The organism is Psychrobacillus sp. PGGUH221, from assembly GCF_042055255.1.
In the GTDB taxonomy this organism is placed as follows: domain Bacteria; phylum Bacillota; class Bacilli; order Bacillales_A; family Planococcaceae; genus Psychrobacillus.
The window spans coordinates 277,309-296,932 of sequence record NZ_JAQMHQ010000006.1 but is presented as its reverse complement, the minus strand read 5'-3'; the positions used below and the strand labels follow the sequence as shown (position 1 = coordinate 296,932).

At 36.1% G+C, this 19,624-nt stretch carries 25 protein-coding genes, 1 pseudogene and 1 other annotated feature; of the genes and pseudogenes, 24 read left to right on the top strand and 2 right to left on the bottom strand.

Annotation, left to right across the window (positions count from 1 at the left end):
• Positions 1-357: 357 nt before the first annotated feature.
• The 15 genes and pseudogenes from PGC35_RS12455 to pheA all read left to right on the top strand — a co-directional run.
• Positions 358-498 (top strand): annotated as a pseudogene (locus tag PGC35_RS12455) (JAB domain-containing protein); the annotation flags it as partial.
• Between the two features lie 95 nt (positions 499-593).
• Positions 594-1,610, top strand: coding sequence for a rod shape-determining protein (locus tag PGC35_RS12450; RefSeq protein WP_053588761.1), 1,017 nt, complete (start codon positions 594-596; stop codon positions 1,608-1,610).
• A 16-nt stretch (positions 1,611-1,626) separates the two neighbouring features.
• Positions 1,627-2,529 carry a rod shape-determining protein MreC gene (mreC, locus tag PGC35_RS12445; RefSeq protein WP_275785245.1) on the top strand — a complete coding sequence of 301 codons (903 nt, stop codon included), beginning with the start codon at positions 1,627-1,629 and terminating at the stop codon, positions 2,527-2,529.
• A complete protein-coding gene (gene mreD, locus PGC35_RS12440; protein WP_056831542.1) occupies positions 2,526-3,053 on the top strand; it encodes a rod shape-determining protein MreD in 528 nt (175 codons plus the stop codon). The genes mreC and mreD overlap by 4 nt, the downstream gene beginning before the upstream one ends.
• A gap of 36 nt (positions 3,054-3,089) precedes the next feature.
• On the top strand, positions 3,090-3,761 hold the full coding sequence (gene minC, locus PGC35_RS12435; protein WP_053588764.1) for a septum site-determining protein MinC: 672 nt from the start codon (positions 3,090-3,092) through the stop codon (positions 3,759-3,761).
• 1 nt (position 3,762) lies between these two features.
• Positions 3,763-4,563 (top strand): septum site-determining protein MinD, encoded by an 801-nt coding sequence (minD, locus tag PGC35_RS12430; protein WP_053588765.1) that lies wholly within the window; start codon positions 3,763-3,765, stop codon positions 4,561-4,563.
• A 92-nt stretch (positions 4,564-4,655) separates the two neighbouring features.
• Positions 4,656-5,201 carry a hypothetical protein gene (locus tag PGC35_RS12425; RefSeq protein ID WP_375219381.1) on the top strand — a complete coding sequence of 182 codons (546 nt, stop codon included), beginning with the start codon at positions 4,656-4,658 and terminating at the stop codon, positions 5,199-5,201.
• 70 nt (positions 5,202-5,271) lie between these two features.
• Positions 5,272-5,790 (top strand): M50 family metallopeptidase, encoded by a 519-nt coding sequence (locus PGC35_RS12420; RefSeq protein WP_275785253.1) that lies wholly within the window; start codon positions 5,272-5,274, stop codon positions 5,788-5,790.
• 51 nt (positions 5,791-5,841) lie between these two features.
• Positions 5,842-5,921 (top strand) — a sequence feature (ribosomal protein L21 leader region).
• A 12-nt stretch (positions 5,922-5,933) separates the two neighbouring features.
• Positions 5,934-6,242: a 50S ribosomal protein L21 gene (rplU, locus tag PGC35_RS12415; protein WP_053588768.1), complete on the top strand. Its 309-nt coding sequence runs from the start codon at positions 5,934-5,936 to the stop codon at positions 6,240-6,242.
• A gap of 1 nt (position 6,243) precedes the next feature.
• Positions 6,244-6,579, top strand: a complete 336-nt coding sequence (locus PGC35_RS12410) for a ribosomal-processing cysteine protease Prp (protein WP_053588769.1) — start codon at positions 6,244-6,246, stop codon at positions 6,577-6,579.
• A gap of 12 nt (positions 6,580-6,591) precedes the next feature.
• Positions 6,592-6,882, top strand: coding sequence for a 50S ribosomal protein L27 (gene rpmA, locus PGC35_RS12405; RefSeq protein WP_053588770.1), 291 nt, complete (start codon positions 6,592-6,594; stop codon positions 6,880-6,882).
• A 111-nt stretch (positions 6,883-6,993) separates the two neighbouring features.
• Positions 6,994-7,527, top strand: a complete 534-nt coding sequence (locus PGC35_RS12400) for a Spo0B domain-containing protein (RefSeq protein ID WP_375219380.1) — start codon at positions 6,994-6,996, stop codon at positions 7,525-7,527.
• 5 nt (positions 7,528-7,532) lie between these two features.
• Positions 7,533-8,822, top strand: a complete 1,290-nt coding sequence (gene obgE / locus PGC35_RS12395; RefSeq protein ID WP_053588772.1) for a GTPase ObgE — start codon at positions 7,533-7,535, stop codon at positions 8,820-8,822.
• A gap of 17 nt (positions 8,823-8,839) precedes the next feature.
• The gene (locus PGC35_RS12390; protein ID WP_053588773.1) at positions 8,840-9,295 is read left to right on the top strand and encodes an ACT domain-containing protein; all 456 of its coding nucleotides are present in this window, start codon (positions 8,840-8,842) and stop codon (positions 9,293-9,295) included.
• 12 nt (positions 9,296-9,307) lie between these two features.
• Positions 9,308-10,186, top strand: a complete 879-nt coding sequence (gene pheA / locus PGC35_RS12385) for a prephenate dehydratase (protein ID WP_375219379.1) — start codon at positions 9,308-9,310, stop codon at positions 10,184-10,186.
• 29 nt (positions 10,187-10,215) lie between these two features.
• Here pheA and PGC35_RS12380 read toward each other — a convergent pair whose 3' ends face one another.
• The gene (locus PGC35_RS12380) at positions 10,216-10,746 is read right to left on the bottom strand and encodes a transcription repressor NadR (RefSeq protein WP_375219378.1); all 531 of its coding nucleotides are present in this window, start codon (positions 10,744-10,746) and stop codon (positions 10,216-10,218) included.
• A gap of 137 nt (positions 10,747-10,883) precedes the next feature.
• Between PGC35_RS12380 and PGC35_RS12375 the strand changes: the two genes are divergently transcribed.
• From PGC35_RS12375 to PGC35_RS12340, 8 genes are all read left to right on the top strand, one after another.
• Positions 10,884-11,825 carry a LysM peptidoglycan-binding domain-containing protein gene (locus tag PGC35_RS12375; RefSeq protein ID WP_375219377.1) on the top strand — a complete coding sequence of 314 codons (942 nt, stop codon included), beginning with the start codon at positions 10,884-10,886 and terminating at the stop codon, positions 11,823-11,825.
• A 3-nt stretch (positions 11,826-11,828) separates the two neighbouring features.
• Positions 11,829-12,677: a phosphotransferase gene (locus tag PGC35_RS12370; protein WP_375219376.1), complete on the top strand. Its 849-nt coding sequence runs from the start codon at positions 11,829-11,831 to the stop codon at positions 12,675-12,677.
• A 130-nt stretch (positions 12,678-12,807) separates the two neighbouring features.
• A complete protein-coding gene (ruvA, locus tag PGC35_RS12365; RefSeq protein ID WP_375219375.1) occupies positions 12,808-13,428 on the top strand; it encodes a Holliday junction branch migration protein RuvA in 621 nt (206 codons plus the stop codon).
• 18 nt (positions 13,429-13,446) lie between these two features.
• Positions 13,447-14,457, top strand: coding sequence for a Holliday junction branch migration DNA helicase RuvB (gene ruvB / locus PGC35_RS12360; protein WP_053588779.1), 1,011 nt, complete (start codon positions 13,447-13,449; stop codon positions 14,455-14,457).
• Positions 14,458-14,474: 17 nt separating this feature from the next.
• A complete protein-coding gene (gene queA, locus PGC35_RS12355; RefSeq protein ID WP_053588780.1) occupies positions 14,475-15,515 on the top strand; it encodes a tRNA preQ1(34) S-adenosylmethionine ribosyltransferase-isomerase QueA in 1,041 nt (346 codons plus the stop codon).
• Positions 15,516-16,655: a tRNA guanosine(34) transglycosylase Tgt gene (gene tgt, locus PGC35_RS12350; protein ID WP_056831563.1), complete on the top strand. Its 1,140-nt coding sequence runs from the start codon at positions 15,516-15,518 to the stop codon at positions 16,653-16,655.
• A gap of 44 nt (positions 16,656-16,699) precedes the next feature.
• On the top strand, positions 16,700-16,963 hold the full coding sequence (gene yajC / locus PGC35_RS12345) for a preprotein translocase subunit YajC (protein WP_375219374.1): 264 nt from the start codon (positions 16,700-16,702) through the stop codon (positions 16,961-16,963).
• Between the two features lie 68 nt (positions 16,964-17,031).
• The gene (locus tag PGC35_RS12340) at positions 17,032-17,670 is read left to right on the top strand and encodes a DUF421 domain-containing protein (RefSeq protein WP_375219373.1); all 639 of its coding nucleotides are present in this window, start codon (positions 17,032-17,034) and stop codon (positions 17,668-17,670) included.
• On the opposite strand, the gene PGC35_RS12335 is transcribed toward PGC35_RS12340, so the two are convergent.
• Positions 17,654-19,180, bottom strand: coding sequence for a putative polysaccharide biosynthesis protein (locus PGC35_RS12335; RefSeq protein ID WP_056831569.1), 1,527 nt, complete (start codon positions 19,178-19,180; stop codon positions 17,654-17,656). The genes PGC35_RS12340 and PGC35_RS12335 overlap by 17 nt on opposite strands.
• Before the next feature lie 92 nt (positions 19,181-19,272).
• Here PGC35_RS12335 and PGC35_RS12330 point away from each other — a divergent pair, with 92 nt between their 5' ends.
• Complete coding sequence (locus PGC35_RS12330) at positions 19,273-19,587, top strand: post-transcriptional regulator (RefSeq protein WP_053588785.1); 315 nt, start codon at positions 19,273-19,275, stop codon at positions 19,585-19,587.
• The last annotated feature ends 37 nt before the right edge of the window (positions 19,588-19,624 follow it).

Sequence of the window (19,624 nt, the reverse complement as noted above, 5' to 3'; positions counted from 1 at the left end):
TTTAGTGGATTTGGACGGGTTACCACCTGACTAATCCATTATAAAGGACTTTTTCTTTGCACAAAATAATAATATTGAACATTTTGAGTATTTTTAATAGTGAATTTAAATTAATGCAACACTAGTGAGATATTATATAAATAATTAAAACACCACTCAAAAATTTTTGAGTGGTGTTTCGTATATTTTTCTAAATGAAATGGTCCACTATTATCTCATGGCGTTTATCAAAAACATAAGGGCAGATAAGCACATTTTTTTAAGTCGAAAGATAAAGTAAGTTACATAACAGTGAAGACATGTAGTCAAAGCAAAGGAAGCAATTTCAATGTAAATTCTACACTTTACTATTGATAAAATTGCTCTCCATCCTCCGAAGATATTGACGTTACAAAGAGATTGCTAGAGGCTGGACAGATTATCGGTATCGAATTGCTTGATCATGTTATTATAGGTGATCATCAATTTATTAGTTTAAAAGAAAAGGGGTACATGTGACACTGTGCATTTTCCTTTCTTTCCGTTATAATGGGAGTTATGACTTTGAATCATTTAAATGAAACTTGCGTTAGATGGAAAGGGAGTAAAAAATAGTGTTTGGATTTGGATCTAGAGATGTAGGGATTGATTTAGGAACAGCGAATACGCTTGTTTTTATTAAAGGGAAGGGTATTGTGTTAAGAGAGCCTTCTGTAGTTGCTAAAAATGTACAAAATGGTGCAATTGTTGCAGTTGGTAATGATGCGAAAAATATGATCGGCCGTACACCGGGCTCAATCGTAGCTATACGTCCAATGAAAGATGGGGTAATCGCAGATTTTGATACAACTTCTGCGATGATAGAATATTATTTGAAAAATGCTATGAAAGCATCTGGTATGTCTTGGAGCAAACCGAATGTGATGATATGTGTGCCTTATGGTATTACTTCTGTGGAACAACGTGCAGTAATAGATGCTGCTAAACAAGCAGGAGCACGTGATGCATTAACGATTGAAGAACCTTTTGCAGCTGCAATAGGATCCAACTTACCTGTGTGGGAACCTACTGGAAGTATGGTCGTTGATATAGGTGGAGGTACGACGGAAGTAGCTGTAATTTCACTTGGTGGTATTGTGACGAGTGAGTCTGTTCGAGTTGGTGGCGATGCAATGGACCAGGCGATTACTAGTTATGTCCGTAAAACGTATAACCTAACGATTGGTGAGCGTACTGCGGAAGCGATAAAAATCGAAATAGGATCTGCTAGAGTCACAACAGAGGAAGATACGATGGATATTCGTGGACGAGACCTCGTAACAGGCTTACCTAAAACGATTGATATCTCTTCAAAAGAAATTTCCAACGCACTTCGTGAATCGATTGCGGCTATTATCGATGGAGTGAAGAAAACACTTGAACAAACACCTCCAGAATTATCTGCTGACGTAATGGAGCGTGGTATTATGCTTACAGGTGGTGGAGCACTACTTAAAAATTTAGATAAAGTAATTAGTGAACAGACCAATATGCCTGTATTTATTGCGGAAAATCCTTTAGATTGTGTTGCTATTGGTACTGGTAAAGCACTTGATCATATGGGATTATTAAAACGTCAACAAACGAAATAATAAGGGGAAGTGAGCCATGCCACAATTTTTTTCAAATAAGCGATTAATATTGCTGCTTGTAGGGATGATATTTCTTGTGGCACTCATCAGCTTTTCTTTGCGCGATCGGAATCATGCATCAATGCCAGAACAACTTATTAAAGATGTGGTCGGCCTTGGACAATCCTTTTTTTCCAAGCCGACTCAGTATGTTACTGGTGTTTTTAATAATGTAGAATCACTACTTAATACATATGATGAAAACAAACGATTGAAAGCAAGATTAGAGGATTATGCCTCCTTACAAGCAGAAGTCAATGATTTAGAAAATGAAAATCAGAAGTTACGAGATATTGTTGATAAAGAAGAGGATCTTCGAGCTTATAATCCAATTCAAGCAACTGTTATCGCTAGAAATCCGGACCAATGGGAAGAAAAGATTATTATTGACAGAGGAGAATTACATGGAATAGAAGTGAACATGGCTGTTATGACTTCTCAAGGATTAATTGGGAAAGTCATTTTAACTACACCATACACCTCTACTGTTGAACTTTTATCTACACAAAATCCAAACTACCGAGTGTCCGCGGTTATATCAGATAAAGAAGAGGTTTTTGGATTAATAGAAGGCTATGATGAAAAGCGAAAAGAGCTTATTTTGAAGCGAATAGATTCTGATTTTGATGTGAAAAAAGGTCAAAAAGTTACAACTTCTGGACTAGGTGGAATCTTTCCAAAGGGTATATTAATCGGAGAAGTGACTGAAGTGACGACAGACGATTATGGATTGACAAAACTAGCGTATATTAAACCAGCAGCCAACTTTTCTATTTTAGACCACGTGATTATTTCTAAGCGTTCAATGTCTACAATTGATGGAACGGATGGAGAAAATACCGAGAGGGATTTAACAGAAGGCGCAGGGGACGGCTCATGATTCGTTTTTTAGTTATTATCATTTCGGTTCTATTATTTTATATGGAACCGATTTTTGGACTTTTCTCACCAATAGAAATAAATGGGGATTTCTTTGTATTGGTTCCTCGCTTCTTAATCATGTACTTAATTTTTGTATCCATATATTATGATCGAAAACGTGCCATGTTATTTGGATTGTTTTTTGGACTCTTGTACGATGTCTTTTTCATTGATATTATTGGATTATATTCTTTTATTTATCCATTAATGTGTTTAGTTGCTAGTTTAGTTGTAAAATATGTTCATCAGCATTTATTGGTGGCTACAGTTTTAACGCTAATTTTAGTAGCGGTTGTAGAGTTATTATTGTTCTTCTTTTATACTTTTATCGGTATAAAAAGTATGACATTTGTAGATTTTTATAAATTTAATCTTCTCCCAACAATGATTGCTAATTTTGTTTTCCTAGCAATGTTCGGGTGGGGATTTAAATACATTCTTCTAAATCGGTTTAATCAAAAGGCGTTATTAATGCAAAAATAAAGCTTTTCGGTAGACAGTGGATCTGAGGTGACTTGATTGACAAAAAAGCAGTTAATATCGATTAAAGGAACGAAAGAGGGCCTTGTATTACGGCTAGACGATCAGTGTTCATATGCAGAGCTTTTAGAAGAGTTAGCCAAAAAGGTTTCGGATGAAGGTTTTGAAGGTCAAGCTGAAGTGCTTTTGCAACTTGGAAATCGTTATTGCAATGACGAACAGGCCAAAGAAATTATTAACTGTGTAGAACAAACAGAACATCTTCGAGTTACGAAGATTCAAAGTGAAGTAATGACTGTAGAAGAATGCAACAAAAAATTGCTAGAAAATCAGTCAGAAACTTATGTAGGTATAGTAAGGTCTGGTCAGGTAATTACTGCTTTAGGTGACTTAGTGGTAATTGGTGACGTTAATCCCAATGGAAGAGTAGTTGCTGGTGGGAATGTCTTTGTATTAGGTAGACTAAAAGGGATTGCACATGCTGGCTCTAATGGTAAAAGAGATGCCGTCATTGCAGCATCTTGGTTAGAGGCCACGCATTTAATAATTGATAATGTAGTAGAAACGATGACAGACGAGTTAAGTGTTTTATCGGAGCAACCAGAAATGGAATGTGCTTATTTACATACAAATGGATCAATAGCAATAGATCGCTTACAAGAACTTAGATTAATAAGACCGAATCTATCGACATTTAAAGGAGGAAGCTAATGTGGGAGAAGCAATCGTAATAACTTCTGGTAAAGGTGGGGTAGGTAAAACAACTACAACTGCAAACCTTGGAACTGCATTGGCTCTTCAAGGGAAAAAAGTTTGTTTAATGGATACAGATATCGGTTTGAGAAATTTAGACGTTGTGCTTGGACTTGAAAATAGAATTATTTATGATTTAGTAGATGTTGTGGAAGGTCGTTGCAAAATTCATCAAGCGTTAGTGAAAGATAAACGTTTTGAGGATAAATTATATTTATTGCCAGCTGCCCAAACAACTGATAAAAATGCGGTAACACCTGAGCAGATGAAAGAACTAGTAACAGAATTGAAACGAGATTACGAATATGTATTAATTGATTGCCCTGCTGGTATTGAGCAAGGATATAAAAATGCAATAGCTGGTGCTGACAAAGCAATAGTTGTCACTACACCTGAAATTTCTGCAGTCCGTGACGCAGATCGAATCATCGGTTTATTAGAACAGGAGGAATCGATTGATCCACCTAAGCTAATTATTAACCGTATCCGTCAACATTTAATGACGAAAGGTGAAGCACTCGATATTAATGAAATAACTACGCATTTATCTATTGATTTATTAGGAATTGTAGCAGATGATGAAAGTGTTATCACTTCTTCCAATAAAGGGGAACCAGTTGTAATGGATCCATCAAATAGAGCGGCACTAGGTTACCGTAATATTGCCCGCCGAATCCTTGGGGAGTCTGTACCTTTGATGTCTATGGACATGCCTAAAAAAGGTGTTATGTCTAAACTTAAATCTATATTTTCTAAATAATATTCGGCCGGCTTCCAAATAATTTGGAAGTCGGTTTTATTTTGTTCATGAATTTGTCCTAGCCATCATACATTCCTACTAGGGGGAATGTTATGCTATCGAGAAAAAAATGGATGCTCGCATTTGTATTTGTCATACTATTTTTTGCGTTATCTAAATTTGAAAAGAGTGATGTACTATCAACCAATTACTCTACTACACTACTGGAACCACAAAAACCAAGTGAAGTTTATAAAAAAATAATGGCTTGGGTAAATCAACCGGAAGAAGTAATAAGTGTTAGTTCACCTGTTACAACTCCTCCATTAATTGAATATAAATCAATTCAACCTTTTGAAGAGGGAGCTATTTTATCTATTAATGATTCTCAAGAGCTCTTTGCTGCGGAAAATGGCTTAATCATATTTACAGGTTATACAAAAAAGACAGGAAAGACCCTTTCTATTTTGTATGATACTGGAGAAACTGCGACATTTGGTTTTTTAGAAGAGTTCAATCAATTACCTTATACTACGATCAATACTGGAGATATTTTTGCAACTGTTGCTAGCAACTTGCTATATGTTAAAGTAGAACAAGATGGGGAGATACTAGATACTACCGAACTAGTGGAATGGCTATCATCTGAAGATGAATAAAAAAATGTATAGAGTACATCCCGTTATGATACCTTTTTTTATATTTTTTTATTTATCTGGAGAAGTTGCTGTGTATTCCATCGTATTTGGTTCATTACTATTTCATGAGCTTGGTCATTTATTGGCGGCAAAGCTCATTGGGGCAAGAGTTATTTCGTGCACAATATTACCGTACGGTGGGGAAATCAGAATTGAGCAGTTTTCCAGATTAAAAAAAACGCAGCAATTATTAATTGTGATTTCTGGTCCATTATTTACATTATTGTTGCTAGCATTTTCTACTCTTATTGATATTCCACAAAAAAATATTATCGTTCTAACACAAATTTTAATATTATTTCTTAATTTACTTCCTATTTTTCCACTGGATGGTGGACGAGTCTTATATATATTTAACCCAAACAAATATAATGATATTGTTGGATTCTCTTTGGGATTAAGCTTTTTGATCTTCTGTGCAAGCTTGTATTGGTTTCCTAGGTTACTATCCGTCAGTATTATCTTCTTGTACTTGTTTATTCTTAACATTTCCTTTTGGAGATTTAGAAAGTACAAGCTAGCATTTGATAATATAACAAGAAGTGCTTGACGAAGCTTAGGAGATGTAGTAATATTTAAATGTTATTGTTTGTAGCAGCACCCGTTGCTACAACCGCTCTGAAAAGGTTTAAGTGTTCGAGCAATCGAATCACCTTTTATAAGGCGAGTCTTAGTCTAAGAGGAGGTGCAGGTATGTACGCAATTATTGAAACAGGTGGAAAACAAATCAAAGTTGAACAAGGGCAAGAAATCTACATTGAAAAATTAGATGTAACTGCTGATGATGTTGTAACTTTTGACAAAGTTTTATTCGTAGGTGGAAATGATGTTAAAGTTGGTGCTCCATTCGTGGAAGGTGCTAAAGTTACAGCGAAAGTTGTAAAAAACGGCAAAGCTAAAAAAATCATCGTTTTCAAATACAAAGCGAAAAAGAATTATCGTAAAAAACAAGGTCACCGTCAACCATACACAAAATTAGTAGTAGAATCTATTAGTTTATAAGATGATTAAAGTGACTGTTACAAAAGATCAATCAGGTCTTATTCATTCATTTGAAATGAAAGGACATGCTGATTTTGCCGAACATGGGAAAGATTTAGTTTGTGCAGGTGCTTCTGCTGTATCATTTGGTGCGGTGAATGCTGTCATCTCTCTTACTGAAATCACACCTATTATTAAGCAAAAGGGTGACGGAGGCTACTTATATGTCGAAGTGCCAAGTATATCGAATCCTGAAAAAGCTGCAAATATACAGCTAATTCTTGAAGCGATGATTGTATCTTTACAAACGATTGAACAAGACTATGGTAAGTATATAAAAATAACCTTCAAAAAGTAGGAGGTGGAACATATGTTGAAATTAAATCTTCAGTTTTTCGCATCCAAAAAAGGGGTAGGTTCGACTCGTAATGGTCGTGACTCTCAAGCGAAACGTCTAGGTGCTAAACGTGCTGACGGACAATTCGTATCAGGAGGATCTATTTTATATCGCCAACGCGGTACTAAAATTCACCCTGGTGAAAACGTTGGACGTGGAGGAGACGACACACTTTTTGCTAAAGTTGACGGTGTAGTACGCTTTGAGCGTTTCGGTCGCGACAAGAAAAAAGTAAGTGTATATCCTGTAGCTCAAGAAGCTTAATCAAAAAATAAAAGGACTGCATTTTGCAGTCCTTTTTCTTTTCTCTTGAGAAAAATTAAGTATTACCTGTTATACTAAATAAGGAAAGCTTACTTACGGAGCGTGTATACAATGGAGTCTAAACAAAAAACTATTAATGAAGTATTGCGTCATACAATGCATGATTATTTAAATAATTTGCATTTAATTCAGATGAACTTAGATATGGGAAGATATGATGAAGCAAAAAATCTTATACGAACGTATTCATTAAAGTGCACTCAATTTTTCGACGTGAATAATACAGGATTACTTCTTACAAATGAGTGGTTACAAACGTTTAGTTTAGCTTACAATAAAATAACATTGGAATTTGGAACCTCCATTCAAAAAGTAGGGGCAGGACATTACGATGAACCTGTAAAGAATTATTTAGAGCGATTTGTACAGACGATATATCCATTGCTTAAGGGCTATCAGGAACAGACACTAAATGTCTACATATTTACAGCTGATGTATTAGAGGTACAAGTAGAACTGAAGGGTGAATGGTCTACCTATACATGGGTTGATGAATGTTTGAATGGTTTAATGGATGTGGAGAAAGAAATAAATTCAGATTCCCATATTAAATTTAAATTAATCGCAAGAGAAAGATTGGAGTGAATTAAATGTTTGTAGATCACGTAAAAGTGTACGTCAAAGGTGGAGACGGCGGAGATGGGATGGTAGGATTCCGTCGTGAAAAGTATGTGCCTATGGGAGGTCCAGCAGGCGGTGATGGAGGAAATGGTGGCGATGTAATTTTCGTAGTTGACGAAGGATTACGCACATTAATGGATTTCCGTTATAAACGCCATTTTAAAGCAACTCGTGGAGAACATGGTCATAGTAAGAACATGCACGGTGCTAATGCAGAAGATTTATTGGTTAAAGTTCCTCCGGGAACAGTAGTGATGAATGAAGAAACAGGACAAGTTATCGCTGACTTAGTAGAACATGGACAAAAGGCTGTTATAGCTAAAGGTGGACGTGGAGGAAGAGGTAATTCTCGTTTTGCTACGCCAGCAAACCCTGCACCAGAGCTTTCAGAAAAAGGAGAGCCAGGAGTAGAATTATCTGTTACTTTAGAGCTTAAAGTTTTAGCTGATGTTGGTTTAGTAGGATTCCCAAGCGTTGGAAAGTCTACTTTATTATCAGTGGTTTCATCCGCGAAGCCTAAGATTGCTTCCTATCATTTTACAACGATCGTACCTAATTTAGGAATGGTGGAAACAGAAGATCATCGTAGTTTTGCGATGGCTGATTTACCAGGACTGATTGAAGGGGCACACCAGGGTGTAGGTCTAGGACATCAATTCCTACGTCATATAGAGCGAACAAGAGTAATTGTGCATGTAATTGATATGTCTGGTCTTGAAGGCCGTGATCCTTATGAAGATTACTTAACAATCAATGAAGAATTAAAACAATATAATCTTCGTTTAACGGAACGACCTCAAATTATCGTTGCAAATAAAATGGACATGCCAGAATCAGAAGAAAACTTGATAGCATTTCAAGAAAAAGTAGGACCAGAAGTGAAAATTTTCCCTATATCTGCAATTTCACGTCAAGGATTACAGGATTTACTATTTGCTATTGCAGATATGTTAGAAGTAGCTCCTGAATTCCCGCTGCACGATTTGACCGAGGAAGAAACAGAAACATCTGTTATGTACAAACACGAAGCGAAAAAAGACGATTTCACTATTTCAAGAGACGATGATGGTGCATTTGTGTTATCTGGTGGAACAGTGGAGCGTTTATTCAAAATGACTGACTTTAGTCGTGAAGATTCCATAAGAAGATTTTCTAGACAATTACGTGGAATGGGTATTGATGATGCTTTACGTGAGCGCGGTGCAAAAGATGGAGATACAGTACGTCTATTAGAATTTGAGTTTGAATTTATCGAATAGGGAAATGAGGAAACCGTATGAAAGATGTTACACATCAGCGATTCTATTTAGTAAGGGAGGATGTGCTTACCGAAGCGATGCAAAAAACTTTGGAAGCAAAGCATCTTCTCCAATCTGGTAAAGTATCCTCCATTTGGGATGCGGTAAAAGAAGTAGATTTATCTAGAAGTGCTTTTTATAAATATCGTGATGCGGTGTTTCCTTTCCATTCGATTGTCCAGGAAAGAATATTAACTGTATTTTTACAACTAGAGGACAGAGAAGGGACGCTTGCAAGACTTTTGCAGCTCGTTGCGGAATCGTCTATCAACATTTTAACGATCCATCAAACGATCCCTATTCAAGGGAGAGCAAGCGTTACTTTGTCTCTTGATGTAACGGAGATGACAAAGCAATTAGATGAATTTATAAATGAAATGAAGCGACTAGACTTTGTGGAATCTGCTGAAGTTATTAGTTCTGGTGCTTTGTAAGGAGGATTTACGATGGATACAAAAAAAGTGGCTTTTCTTGGGCCAGAAGCATCTTTTACACATCTTGCTTCGAAAGCTTTGTTTCAAGATGAATTACTTGTTCCAACTCGAACAATTCCAGAATGCATAGAAGCAGTTGCAAATGGGAGTGTAGATATCGCTGTCGTTCCACTTGAAAATGCATTAGAAGGTACCGTTCCTTTAACAATTGATTATTTATTTCATGAGGCAAACCTATACGTGATTGCAGAAATACAAGCTCCAATTGAGCAACATTTAATGGTTCATCCAACTAATAAAAAGAATTGGGAAGAAATAACGACTATCTATTCGCACCCACATGCATTAGCACAATGTCATAAATATTTATATTATCGATTTGGGAAAGTTCCACTTGAACAATCGACTTCTACAGCAGCCGCTGCGAAGTATGTTTCGGAAAATAAAGAGCTATGTATTGCAGCAATTGGGAATTCATCTGCAGCAAGTGAGTACAATCTAGCAATTGTAGAGCAAAACATTCACGATTTCCATTTTAACCATACACGCTTCTTCGTACTTTCCAAAAAAAATCTTTGTATTCAAGAGTCAGGACATATTGGACAAATGAAAACGACTGTCATGATTACTTTGCCTAAGGATGATCGTTCAGGGGCATTGCACCAAGTATTATCCGTTTTTGCATGGAGACAGCTCAATTTAAGTAAAATCGAATCCCGACCTCTTAAAACCGGCTTGGGACAATATTTTTTCGTAATAGATGTTTTAGAAGATGAAAAAATGCCAATGATGATTGGCGCTATAGAAGAATTAAAAGCTTTAGGTTGTGATGTAAAATCACTTGGGTCCTACAATACATATGAAACAGAAAAAGAAGCTCCTTCCGAATGAGAAGGGCTTCTTTTTTTATGTGAGAAGGCTTATTCCTCTATCAGGTAGCCTTTTTTTCGAATTCCATCAATTCCTCTATTCAATATTTCTTCCGTTGGGGCAGATATAAGATGTAAATGAACTCCCGATGTTAGTTCCAACAAGAAAGGGGCATCTGTTTCTCTTACCTTCTTTAAAAACATTTCGACATCATGACGATTGGAAACCATAATGGGAGAAGTGATTTCGCCATAAACGGGATGTTCTACAGTCACATTTTCAACTGTTACACCTGCATCTACTAATGTTAGTAATTCATCTTCAGAATCTTTAGATTGGTGATTACATGCAACTCGTTTAGAAACACACGCATTCAATTCTTTATCTGGAAGCAAAAGATATCCTTGGCTAGTTGAAACAATCGGAATATTGGTAGCTTTTAACAAAGTGACATCATTTACAATTACTTGCCGACTCACATTTGCTAGCTTTGCCAAGTCCCCTCCTGTTACAGGATGATTTTGCTCTTTTAAATAAGAAAAAATCCAATTTCTTCTCTCTGATCCTTTTAACTTTTTCATTTATAAACCCTCCAAACTTGCATAACTACCTACTGTCTTTTCATAAGTTTAACATGAAGGGTAGCTAGAATGTTTTAAAAAGATGTGACCATTTGAAATTGATGTACATATTTTAAAGGGAAGGAAGGAGGAAGTCTTTGCAAACTCATATTGTCCAAAAAGGGGATACTCTTTGGAAAATATCAAGAAACTACGGTGTATCATTTGATGAATTAAAGAAATTAAATGCACATCTTGCAAATCCAGAATACATTGTGCCAGGAATGAAGATTTTTATTCCTGAAAAGAGCAAAATGGAGTCTATGAGACATCCATATAGCGATGATCGTCCTGTAAAAAAAGAAATGGTAAATAAGGAGGAAGTCATTATCCAGCCGCAAACCGGTAACAACATGAAAATGCAACAAGTCCAACCTGTTAGTAAGGCACAGCAAGTCCAACCAATTAGTAAGGCACAACAGATGCAACCAATTAGTAAGGCACAACAGATACAACCTGTTCCAATGCCTATGCCGTTTCAACCTATTCCAATGGTACCTATGGCACCACCAGTGCAACCTATTCAACAAGTTCCAGCAGCCCCACCACCTCAACCTATGCAGCCTATTCAAAATATCCAACAAATTCAACAAGTCCAACAACCACAGCCATATGCAATGCCGTTTCATATAATGCCAGTTCCTGATTTAGATATGACTCCATCACCTCAAGGGTGGAGACTAATTGAATCTACATCGATTCATATAAATATTCATAATGATGACCATGAAAAAGAAGAAAGTCCAGTATATCATGTTGAACAACCCCAAAAAATGGAACCACAATATGTGAGCCCAATCATGGAAGAAGTTTCTTCAGAATTTGAGGAGATGGAACCATTTGAAGAGTACCCACAAATGCAACAATTTGAACACTATCAGCCAATGAATCCTTGCGGTTGTATGGACCAGCAAATGTATCCACAAATGCAACCAGAAATGCATCATCAACAGATGCAACCATGGGGTGGTCATCCATACGTTCATATTTGCTATGTACCCGTTTTTGCTTGTCCACCTTATCCGTATCATCACTTTTAAAAAGTGAGTAATTACATTCGGCAAATAAAAAAGAATGTATGGAAATGGGAAAATGAAAATGGGCTATTTTCTGTAAAAAAATATCCAACTGTTGAACATGCAGAAAAGATTCGAATTATTCACCATAAATTACATCAGCTCGATAAATCTTTTATACTGCCAGTATTAGAATCAGCTCAGGAAGACTTTATCATCCAGCCTTGGTTCAAAGGTACACATCCAGTTGATTATGGAAGCAAAACAGATCGCTTGGAAGTTTATTCACTGTTAGAACAGTTACATGATACGAACAAATATATTAAATGGGATAATCAGAAACTGCTTCAGCCGTTTGATTTGTTTGCAAAATGGCAGAATCGTTCCTTAAAAATGAAAGAAATCTCTTATTTTGTGGAATTTTATTTAGGTGAAAAAAAAACAAAGATGCTCCTGCACTTAGGTGATATAGCTCTAAAAAATATGCAATTATTTAATAATAAAGATACTACTATACTGCATGGCGATGTAGTACATCATAATTTTTTATCCAATGAAAAAGCTTATAAAATTATCGATTTTGATCTTGCTGTCATTGGTCCAAAAGAAATGGAAGAAATATTATGGATGCACCGCGTTCTGCCTGCGATTAACTATGACATTTTTATATTGTTAAGTGAGTTTCCGCTATTGGAAAAGATCGCAACAAAGCATAAGGAAGCTTTGATGTATCCGAACGAATTATATAGAGAATGGCTCTATGCGTATGCTTTGCCTTTAGAGAGAAAACAAAAATTTATAGACCAATTGATACCGTATACCAACAAAGCACTAACAGAATGGCCAAAGCTATGCTATAATTTAGGCAGATTATAATAGACTTGGAGAAGGTTGCTCTTTATAGAGAGCGACCTTTTCTTGTATTCTACATCTAAAAGTGTACTGTCTTATACGTGCACATTTCTAGTTATGTTATAATAGGTTTGTCGATAGTGAGGGATAAAATATGTATGATTATATAAAAGGTCAAGTAACACGAGTTACACCTGAGTATGTAGTAATAGAACAACAAGGGATTGGGTATCAATTATTAACCCCGAATCCTTTTTCTTTTCGTAAAAGTGAAGAAATTATTCAAGTGTACACGTATTTACACGTAAGGGAAGACTCTCAGAATTTGATGGGGTTTTTAGATTTATCCCAAAGAGAGTTATTTAGAAAACTAATACTCGTTTCTGGTATCGGTCCAAAAGGAGCACTTGCTATATTAGCTAGCGGAGAACCAACTCATGTTATTCAAGCGATAGAACGTGAAGATGAATCCTATTTAGTGAAATTTCCTGGAGTAGGGAAGAAAACTGCTCGTCAAATGATTCTTGACTTAAAGGGTAAATTAAATGACTTAATTGACATAGAGCATTTTGATTTTACACAAGAGGAACCAACTCTGTTTGAGGATGGACAAGCGACTCATGAATTAGAAGAAGCGATGCTAGCATTAGCTGCGTTAGGTTATTCTGAGCGGGAACTATCAAAAATTCGTCCAATTCTAAAAGGAAATGAATCTTTACAAAAAACAGATGATTTTATGAAAAAAGCTTTACAATTATTATTTTCAGGCAAATAGGGAAAGGAGGTTCAAGCTATGACGGAGCGTGTTATTTCGAGTGAGATTTCTAATTATGATGAGCCGTTTGAGCAATCCCTTCGCCCACAATTATTATCACAATATATTGGACAAGATAAAATAAAGCATAATTTAGAAATCTTTATTGAAGCAGCTAGGATGAGAAGTGAAAGTTTAGATCATTGTCTTCTGTATGGACCTCCAGGTCTTGGGAAGACTACTCTTGCGGCAGTTATAGCAAATGAAATGGATGTACAAATACGCATGACAAGCGGTCCAGCAATCGAACGACCAGGTGATTTAGCTGCTATTGTTAGCTCGTTAGAACCGGGAGATGTCTTATTTATTGATGAAATCCACCGTTTAAATCGATCGATTGAAGAAGTATTATATCCTGCAATGGAAGACTTCAGTTTAGACATCGTGGTTGGTAAAGGACCTTCCGCTAGGAGTGTTCGTTTGGATTTACCGCCATTTACTTTAATTGGTGCTACCACACGGGCAGGGGCATTATCAGCCCCACTACGAGACCGCTTTGGTGTGTTGCTAAGACTCGAATTTTATGATGAAGAGGCTTTAACGTCTATTGTTGTCAGAAGTGCGGAGTTATTTAATGCGTCAATTGATCATGAGTCTGCTGGAGAAATCGCTAGACGTTCAAGAGGAACCCCACGTATTGCAAATCGCTTGTTAAAACGAGTACGAGATTATGCTCAAGTAAGGGGAAATGGTCACATTTCCATTGAACTTGCCCGCGAAGCATTAGAACTACTACAAATCGACCCTAGAGGTTTGGATCATATTGATCATAAACTGATTACAGCGATGATTGAGCGATTTAGAGGAGGTCCTGTTGGTCTGGACACTATAGCTGCAAGTATTGGGGAAGAATCGACTACTATTGAAGATGTATATGAGCCCTACTTATTGCAAATAGGATTTATACAACGTTCACCAAGAGGTAGAATTGTTACTCCACTAGCATATGAACATCTAGGTATACCATTACCAATTGAAAGAGATAACTAATAAAGGAAGTAAGGAATATGAGAGTAGAAGATTTTGATTTTGAATTACCAGAGGAATTAATTGCACAAACGCCACTTTTAGAACGAACAAGTAGCAAGCTTCTGATAGCAGATTATCCTAATAATTCATTTAAACATGAAACCTTTTCTTCTATCGTGGAAGAATTAAACGAAGGAGATTGTCTCGTACTGAACGACACAAAGGTTATGCCTGCTCGTTTAATGGGAATAAAAGAAGAAACAGGTGCACATGTTGAAGTGTTGTTATTAACACAAATACAAGGTAATCATTGGGAAACGCTTGTAAAACCTGCCAAGCGAGTAAAAGTAGGAACGAAAATATCATTTGGCGATGGCTTGTTAACAGCAGTATGTACTGAATTAAAAGAACACGGTGGCAGAGTGTTCAACTTTGAATATGAAGGTGTGTTTTTTGAAGTACTCGATCAGCTTGGGGAAATGCCACTTCCTCCGTATATTCATGAAAAATTAGATGATAAAGATCGTTATCAAACTGTGTACGCTAAAGAACAAGGGTCAGCAGCCGCACCAACAGCAGGTCTCCATTTTACCGAAACGTTATTAGATGAAATACGCTCAAAAGGTGTTAAAATAGCATTTGTAACACTACATGTTGGACTTGGAACTTTCCGTCCAGTAAGTGTGGATTCGATTGATGATCATGAAATGCATTCAGAATTTTACCGTGTTTCAAAGGATACTGCTAAAACCATTAATGAGGTAAAAAAAGCTGGAGGTAAAATTATTGCTGTAGGAACTACTTCTACAAGAACGTTGGAAACTGTTGCTACAAAGTTTGATGGCACAATACAAGAAGATAGTGGTTGGACATCCATTTTCATTTACCCTGGGTATTCATTTAAATGTATTGATGGAATGATTACCAATTTTCACTTACCGAAATCAACACTTGTGATGTTAGTTAGTGCTCTAACATCTAGAGAATTTATATTAAGCGGCTATAAAGAAGCGATCGAACGGCAATACCGCTTTTTCAGCTTTGGTGATGCAATGTTTATAAAAGGAAGGAATTATTAAATGTCTGCAATAACATATGAGTTAATAAAAAAAGATAAACAAACTGGTGCTCGTCTAGGAATTGTTCACACACCCCATGGATCGTTTGAAACACCAACATTTATGCCTGTAGGTACACAAGCTACTGTTAAAACGATGGCACCAGAAGAGCTTAAAGAGATGGAAGCTGGCATTATTTTAAGTAATACGTACCACTTATGGCTACGACCTGGACATGATATTATTCGTGAAGCAGGAGGTCTACATAAATTTATGAACTGGGACCGTGCAATTTTGACGGATTCTGGTGGTTTCCAAGTATTTAGTTTAAGCGATATGCGTAAAATCGAAGAAGAAGGAGTTCATTTCCGCAATCATTTGAATGGAGACAAACTATTTTTGAGTCCCGAAAAATCAATGGAGATTCAAAATGCATTAGGCTCCGATATTATGATGGCATTTGATGAGTGTCCGCCATATCCAGCAACATTTGAGTATATGAAAGCGTCAGTGGAGCGTACATCTCGTTGGGCTGAACGTTGCTTGACTGCACATACAAATACAAATAAGCAAGGATTATTTGGTATTATACAAGGTGGAGAATATGAAGAATTACGTCGTCAATCAGCAAAAGATCTAGTATCGCTCGATTTTCCGGGGTACGCAATTGGTGGATTATCAGTTGGGGAACCAAAGGATGTTATGAATCGAGTACTAGACTTCACTACACCAATGATGCCAGAAAACAAACCACGTTATTTAATGGGAGTGGGCTCTCCAGACTCATTAATCGATGGCTCTATTCGTGGTGTTGACATGTTTGATTGTGTACTTCCAACTCGTATAGCCCGTAACGGGACATTTTTCACATCAAAAGGTCGATTAGTTATCAAAGGAGCTGCATTTGCACGTGATTTTGGACCAATTGATGAGAAATGTGATTGCTACACTTGTCAGAACTACTCACGCGCTTACATTCGCCATCTCTTCAAAGCAGATGAAACATTTGGGTTAAGGTTAGCGTCATATCATAATCTTCATTTTTTAATGAATCTAATGAAAGATGTACGACAAGCAATTCGTGAAGATCGCTTGTTAGATTTCAAAGAAGAGTTTTTTGAAGAATATGGGTATAACAAACCAAATGCAAAAAATTTCTGATTCTTGTATACTAGATAGAGAGAAAAAAGGAGGGGATATATAATATGGATTCATTAGCAGGCTTATTGCCGATAATTGCTATGTTCGCAGTGATGTGGTTTTTTATCATTCGACCAGCACAAAAACGTCAAAAAAGTACAGCACAAATGCAAAATAATCTAAAACGTGGAGATCAAATTATTACAGTTGGTGGTTTACACGGGAAGATAGATGCAGTAGATGATACAACTATTTTTGTAGTCGTAGCAGATGGAACACGTTTGCAATTTGAACGTGTTGCAGTAGGACGAGTTGTTTCAGATCAATAAAAAAAAGAACTTACTCTATTTATGAGTAAGTTCTTTTTTTTGGGGCAGAGTAGTAATGAGGTGATAGGATGAACGATATTCTCATCATTATTTTACGTACTTTTTTATTGTATTGGATTATTCTAGGTATTCTTCGATTAATGGGAAAACGAGAAGTCGGTGAGCTAAGCATTTTCGATTTAGTAGTTTTTTTACTAATTGCAGAAATAGGAGCTCTAGCCTTAGATGATCCTAAGAGTAAGTTTATTCATGCTATAGTGCCTATGGTTATATTATTAATCATTCAAGTTGGGGTATCTTATTTTTCATTAAAAAGTAAGAATTTTCGAGACGCAATGGAAGGCAAGCCATCCATTATAATGAAAGATGGTATCATCAATGAGAAAGAAATGAGAAAACAACGTTACAACCTAGATGATTTATTACAACAATTAAGAGAACAACAAATAGGTTCTATTCAATCCGTTTCCTACGCTTTTTTAGAACCATCTGGTAATTTATCTGTCTTTAAGAAAGAAAGTCAACAATATGTCTTTCCCCTCATAATAGATGGTGAGATTCAAGTAGACCATTTACATAGAATTGGGAAAGACGAGAAATGGCTTAGAGAAGAACTAGAAAAAAAGTTAATAATAGACGTAAATAAGATTTTTTATTGTAGTTATGAAGATGATTCTTTGTATATTCAACTCAAAACTTCTTTTTAGAAGTTCGAAGTATTTGTAGAATAACACTGACTTCTTTTCTTTTTATTTGTCTAAAAAGAACTAATCCAATCGTTAGATATAGAAGAGTTACAAAACAATCAATTAATAACGACCTTTCGCCAATAGTAAAAAGTAACGGACGTGAAACAATTGTGAGTAAGAAAATGACATATGGAAGTGCGAAAAACGAGAAGCCGATCTGTGCTTCTTTTTTTTCTCTTATAGAAGCAATATGTAAAAAGGAAGTAATCAAAACACCAAAACCAATCGCAACGACTGCTCCTTTTTCTTGGATGGCTGCTTGAGAAGCAAGAAAAAATAGTAAAAGTAATTTACCAACTCCGCCATATAACGAGTTTAAAAAAGCTGCCTTAGAGTTGTTTAAAGCTTGTAAAATTGAAAACAATGGACTTTGAATATAATAAAAGAAAAATATAGGTGACAAAATTTTCATATAAACAGTTGCATTTTCTACATGAAATAGTACAGAAACGAGTTCTCCACCGTGTAAATAAAATAGTGTAGCAGCGTAACATCCTGTTAAGGTAGAGAATTTTAAAGATAAATGAATTCTTTCTTTTAAAAGTGAATTGTTACGTCTTGCAAATGCATCACTTACGGCTGGAATGAGCACGACAGACAATGCGTAAGGAATAAAGGATGGAAAGAGTAACAATGGTACTAAAACTCCGGAGATAACACCGTATAGTGTCGTAGCGGCAACACTTGTAATACCTGTTATTGCGAGAGCTTTGATAAAGATTATGGGTTCTAAAAACCATGTGAAAGAACCAAATAGTTTACTACCTGAAGATGGCAAAGCTATTGAAAAGAGTGGTGAAAGTGGATAGGCATTGGAAGCTTTTTTTATTGTTTGCTTCGCTTTCCATTTTACATATTTCCATCTTAGGTAAAGTAAGGCCGCAACTTCTCCTAGTAAGGACATTCCCATCGCATAAGCTGCTGCTTCTTTAGGGGAAGCTGATGTAAGTAGAAGAGGGAGTAAAAAACTAATAAGTAAAATTCGTATTATTTGTTCCATCAACTGGGAAACGGCTGTCTCTTCTATTCTTGCTATTCCTTGAAAGAATCCTTTTAAGATTCCGCCTGCTGCCGCTATAGGTACAATAGCAATAGAAACATAAAGTGTCATTGTTATAGCATCATTTTTTAATAAATTTTCAGAAATAAATGGTGTGACATAAAGGAAAATAGGAGTAAATGCTAGAATAGATATAACAGTAACAAAAACGGATGTACGCATGACGGAGAAATAACTAGAAACTGCATTTCTCGTTCTTAATTCTGCAATAATCTTTGACATTGCAATAGGGATCCCAAGCTGAATAAGAGATAGAAAAAAAATGAAAGCTGGATAAGCGGTCATATATATGCCGTATGCTTCTTCTCCGGTTAAACGAACAAATTGCATGCGGTAAATAAAACCTAAAAACTTTGATAAAAAGATGGCGAGCATTAACAAAAGAGATCCTCTTAAAAATGTAGACACATAAACACTTCCTTCTCAAATACAGGAACATCGTTTACAATTACAATATGCAAACTAGTAGGTACATTATTCTTTAAACGGGGTGCGGTATTTTGAAAATCACATACGAAGAAATATATTCACATGTACTACCTGCGTTAGAAAGTAAGAAAACAGAGTTCGAAGTTTATCAATATAAGACTGTAACAGAAATTGATATTTGGAATTTTTGTATCACGAAGAAATGGCGTAAAAAAGTAGTACCCGAAATTCCGCTTTATCAAATTATTAATGATATTCTCTCGATATCCCCAGCAGAATTTATGACCTTTGAACAGATCGAGAATTTTAAAACATCCAATTGGTTTTCTGAAGTCAATCAAGAAGAACTTCAACTGCTGTTAAATCATAAAAAGGATGATGAATAATCATTCCGTTATTTGACAGAGAGCCTATCGTGTTTCA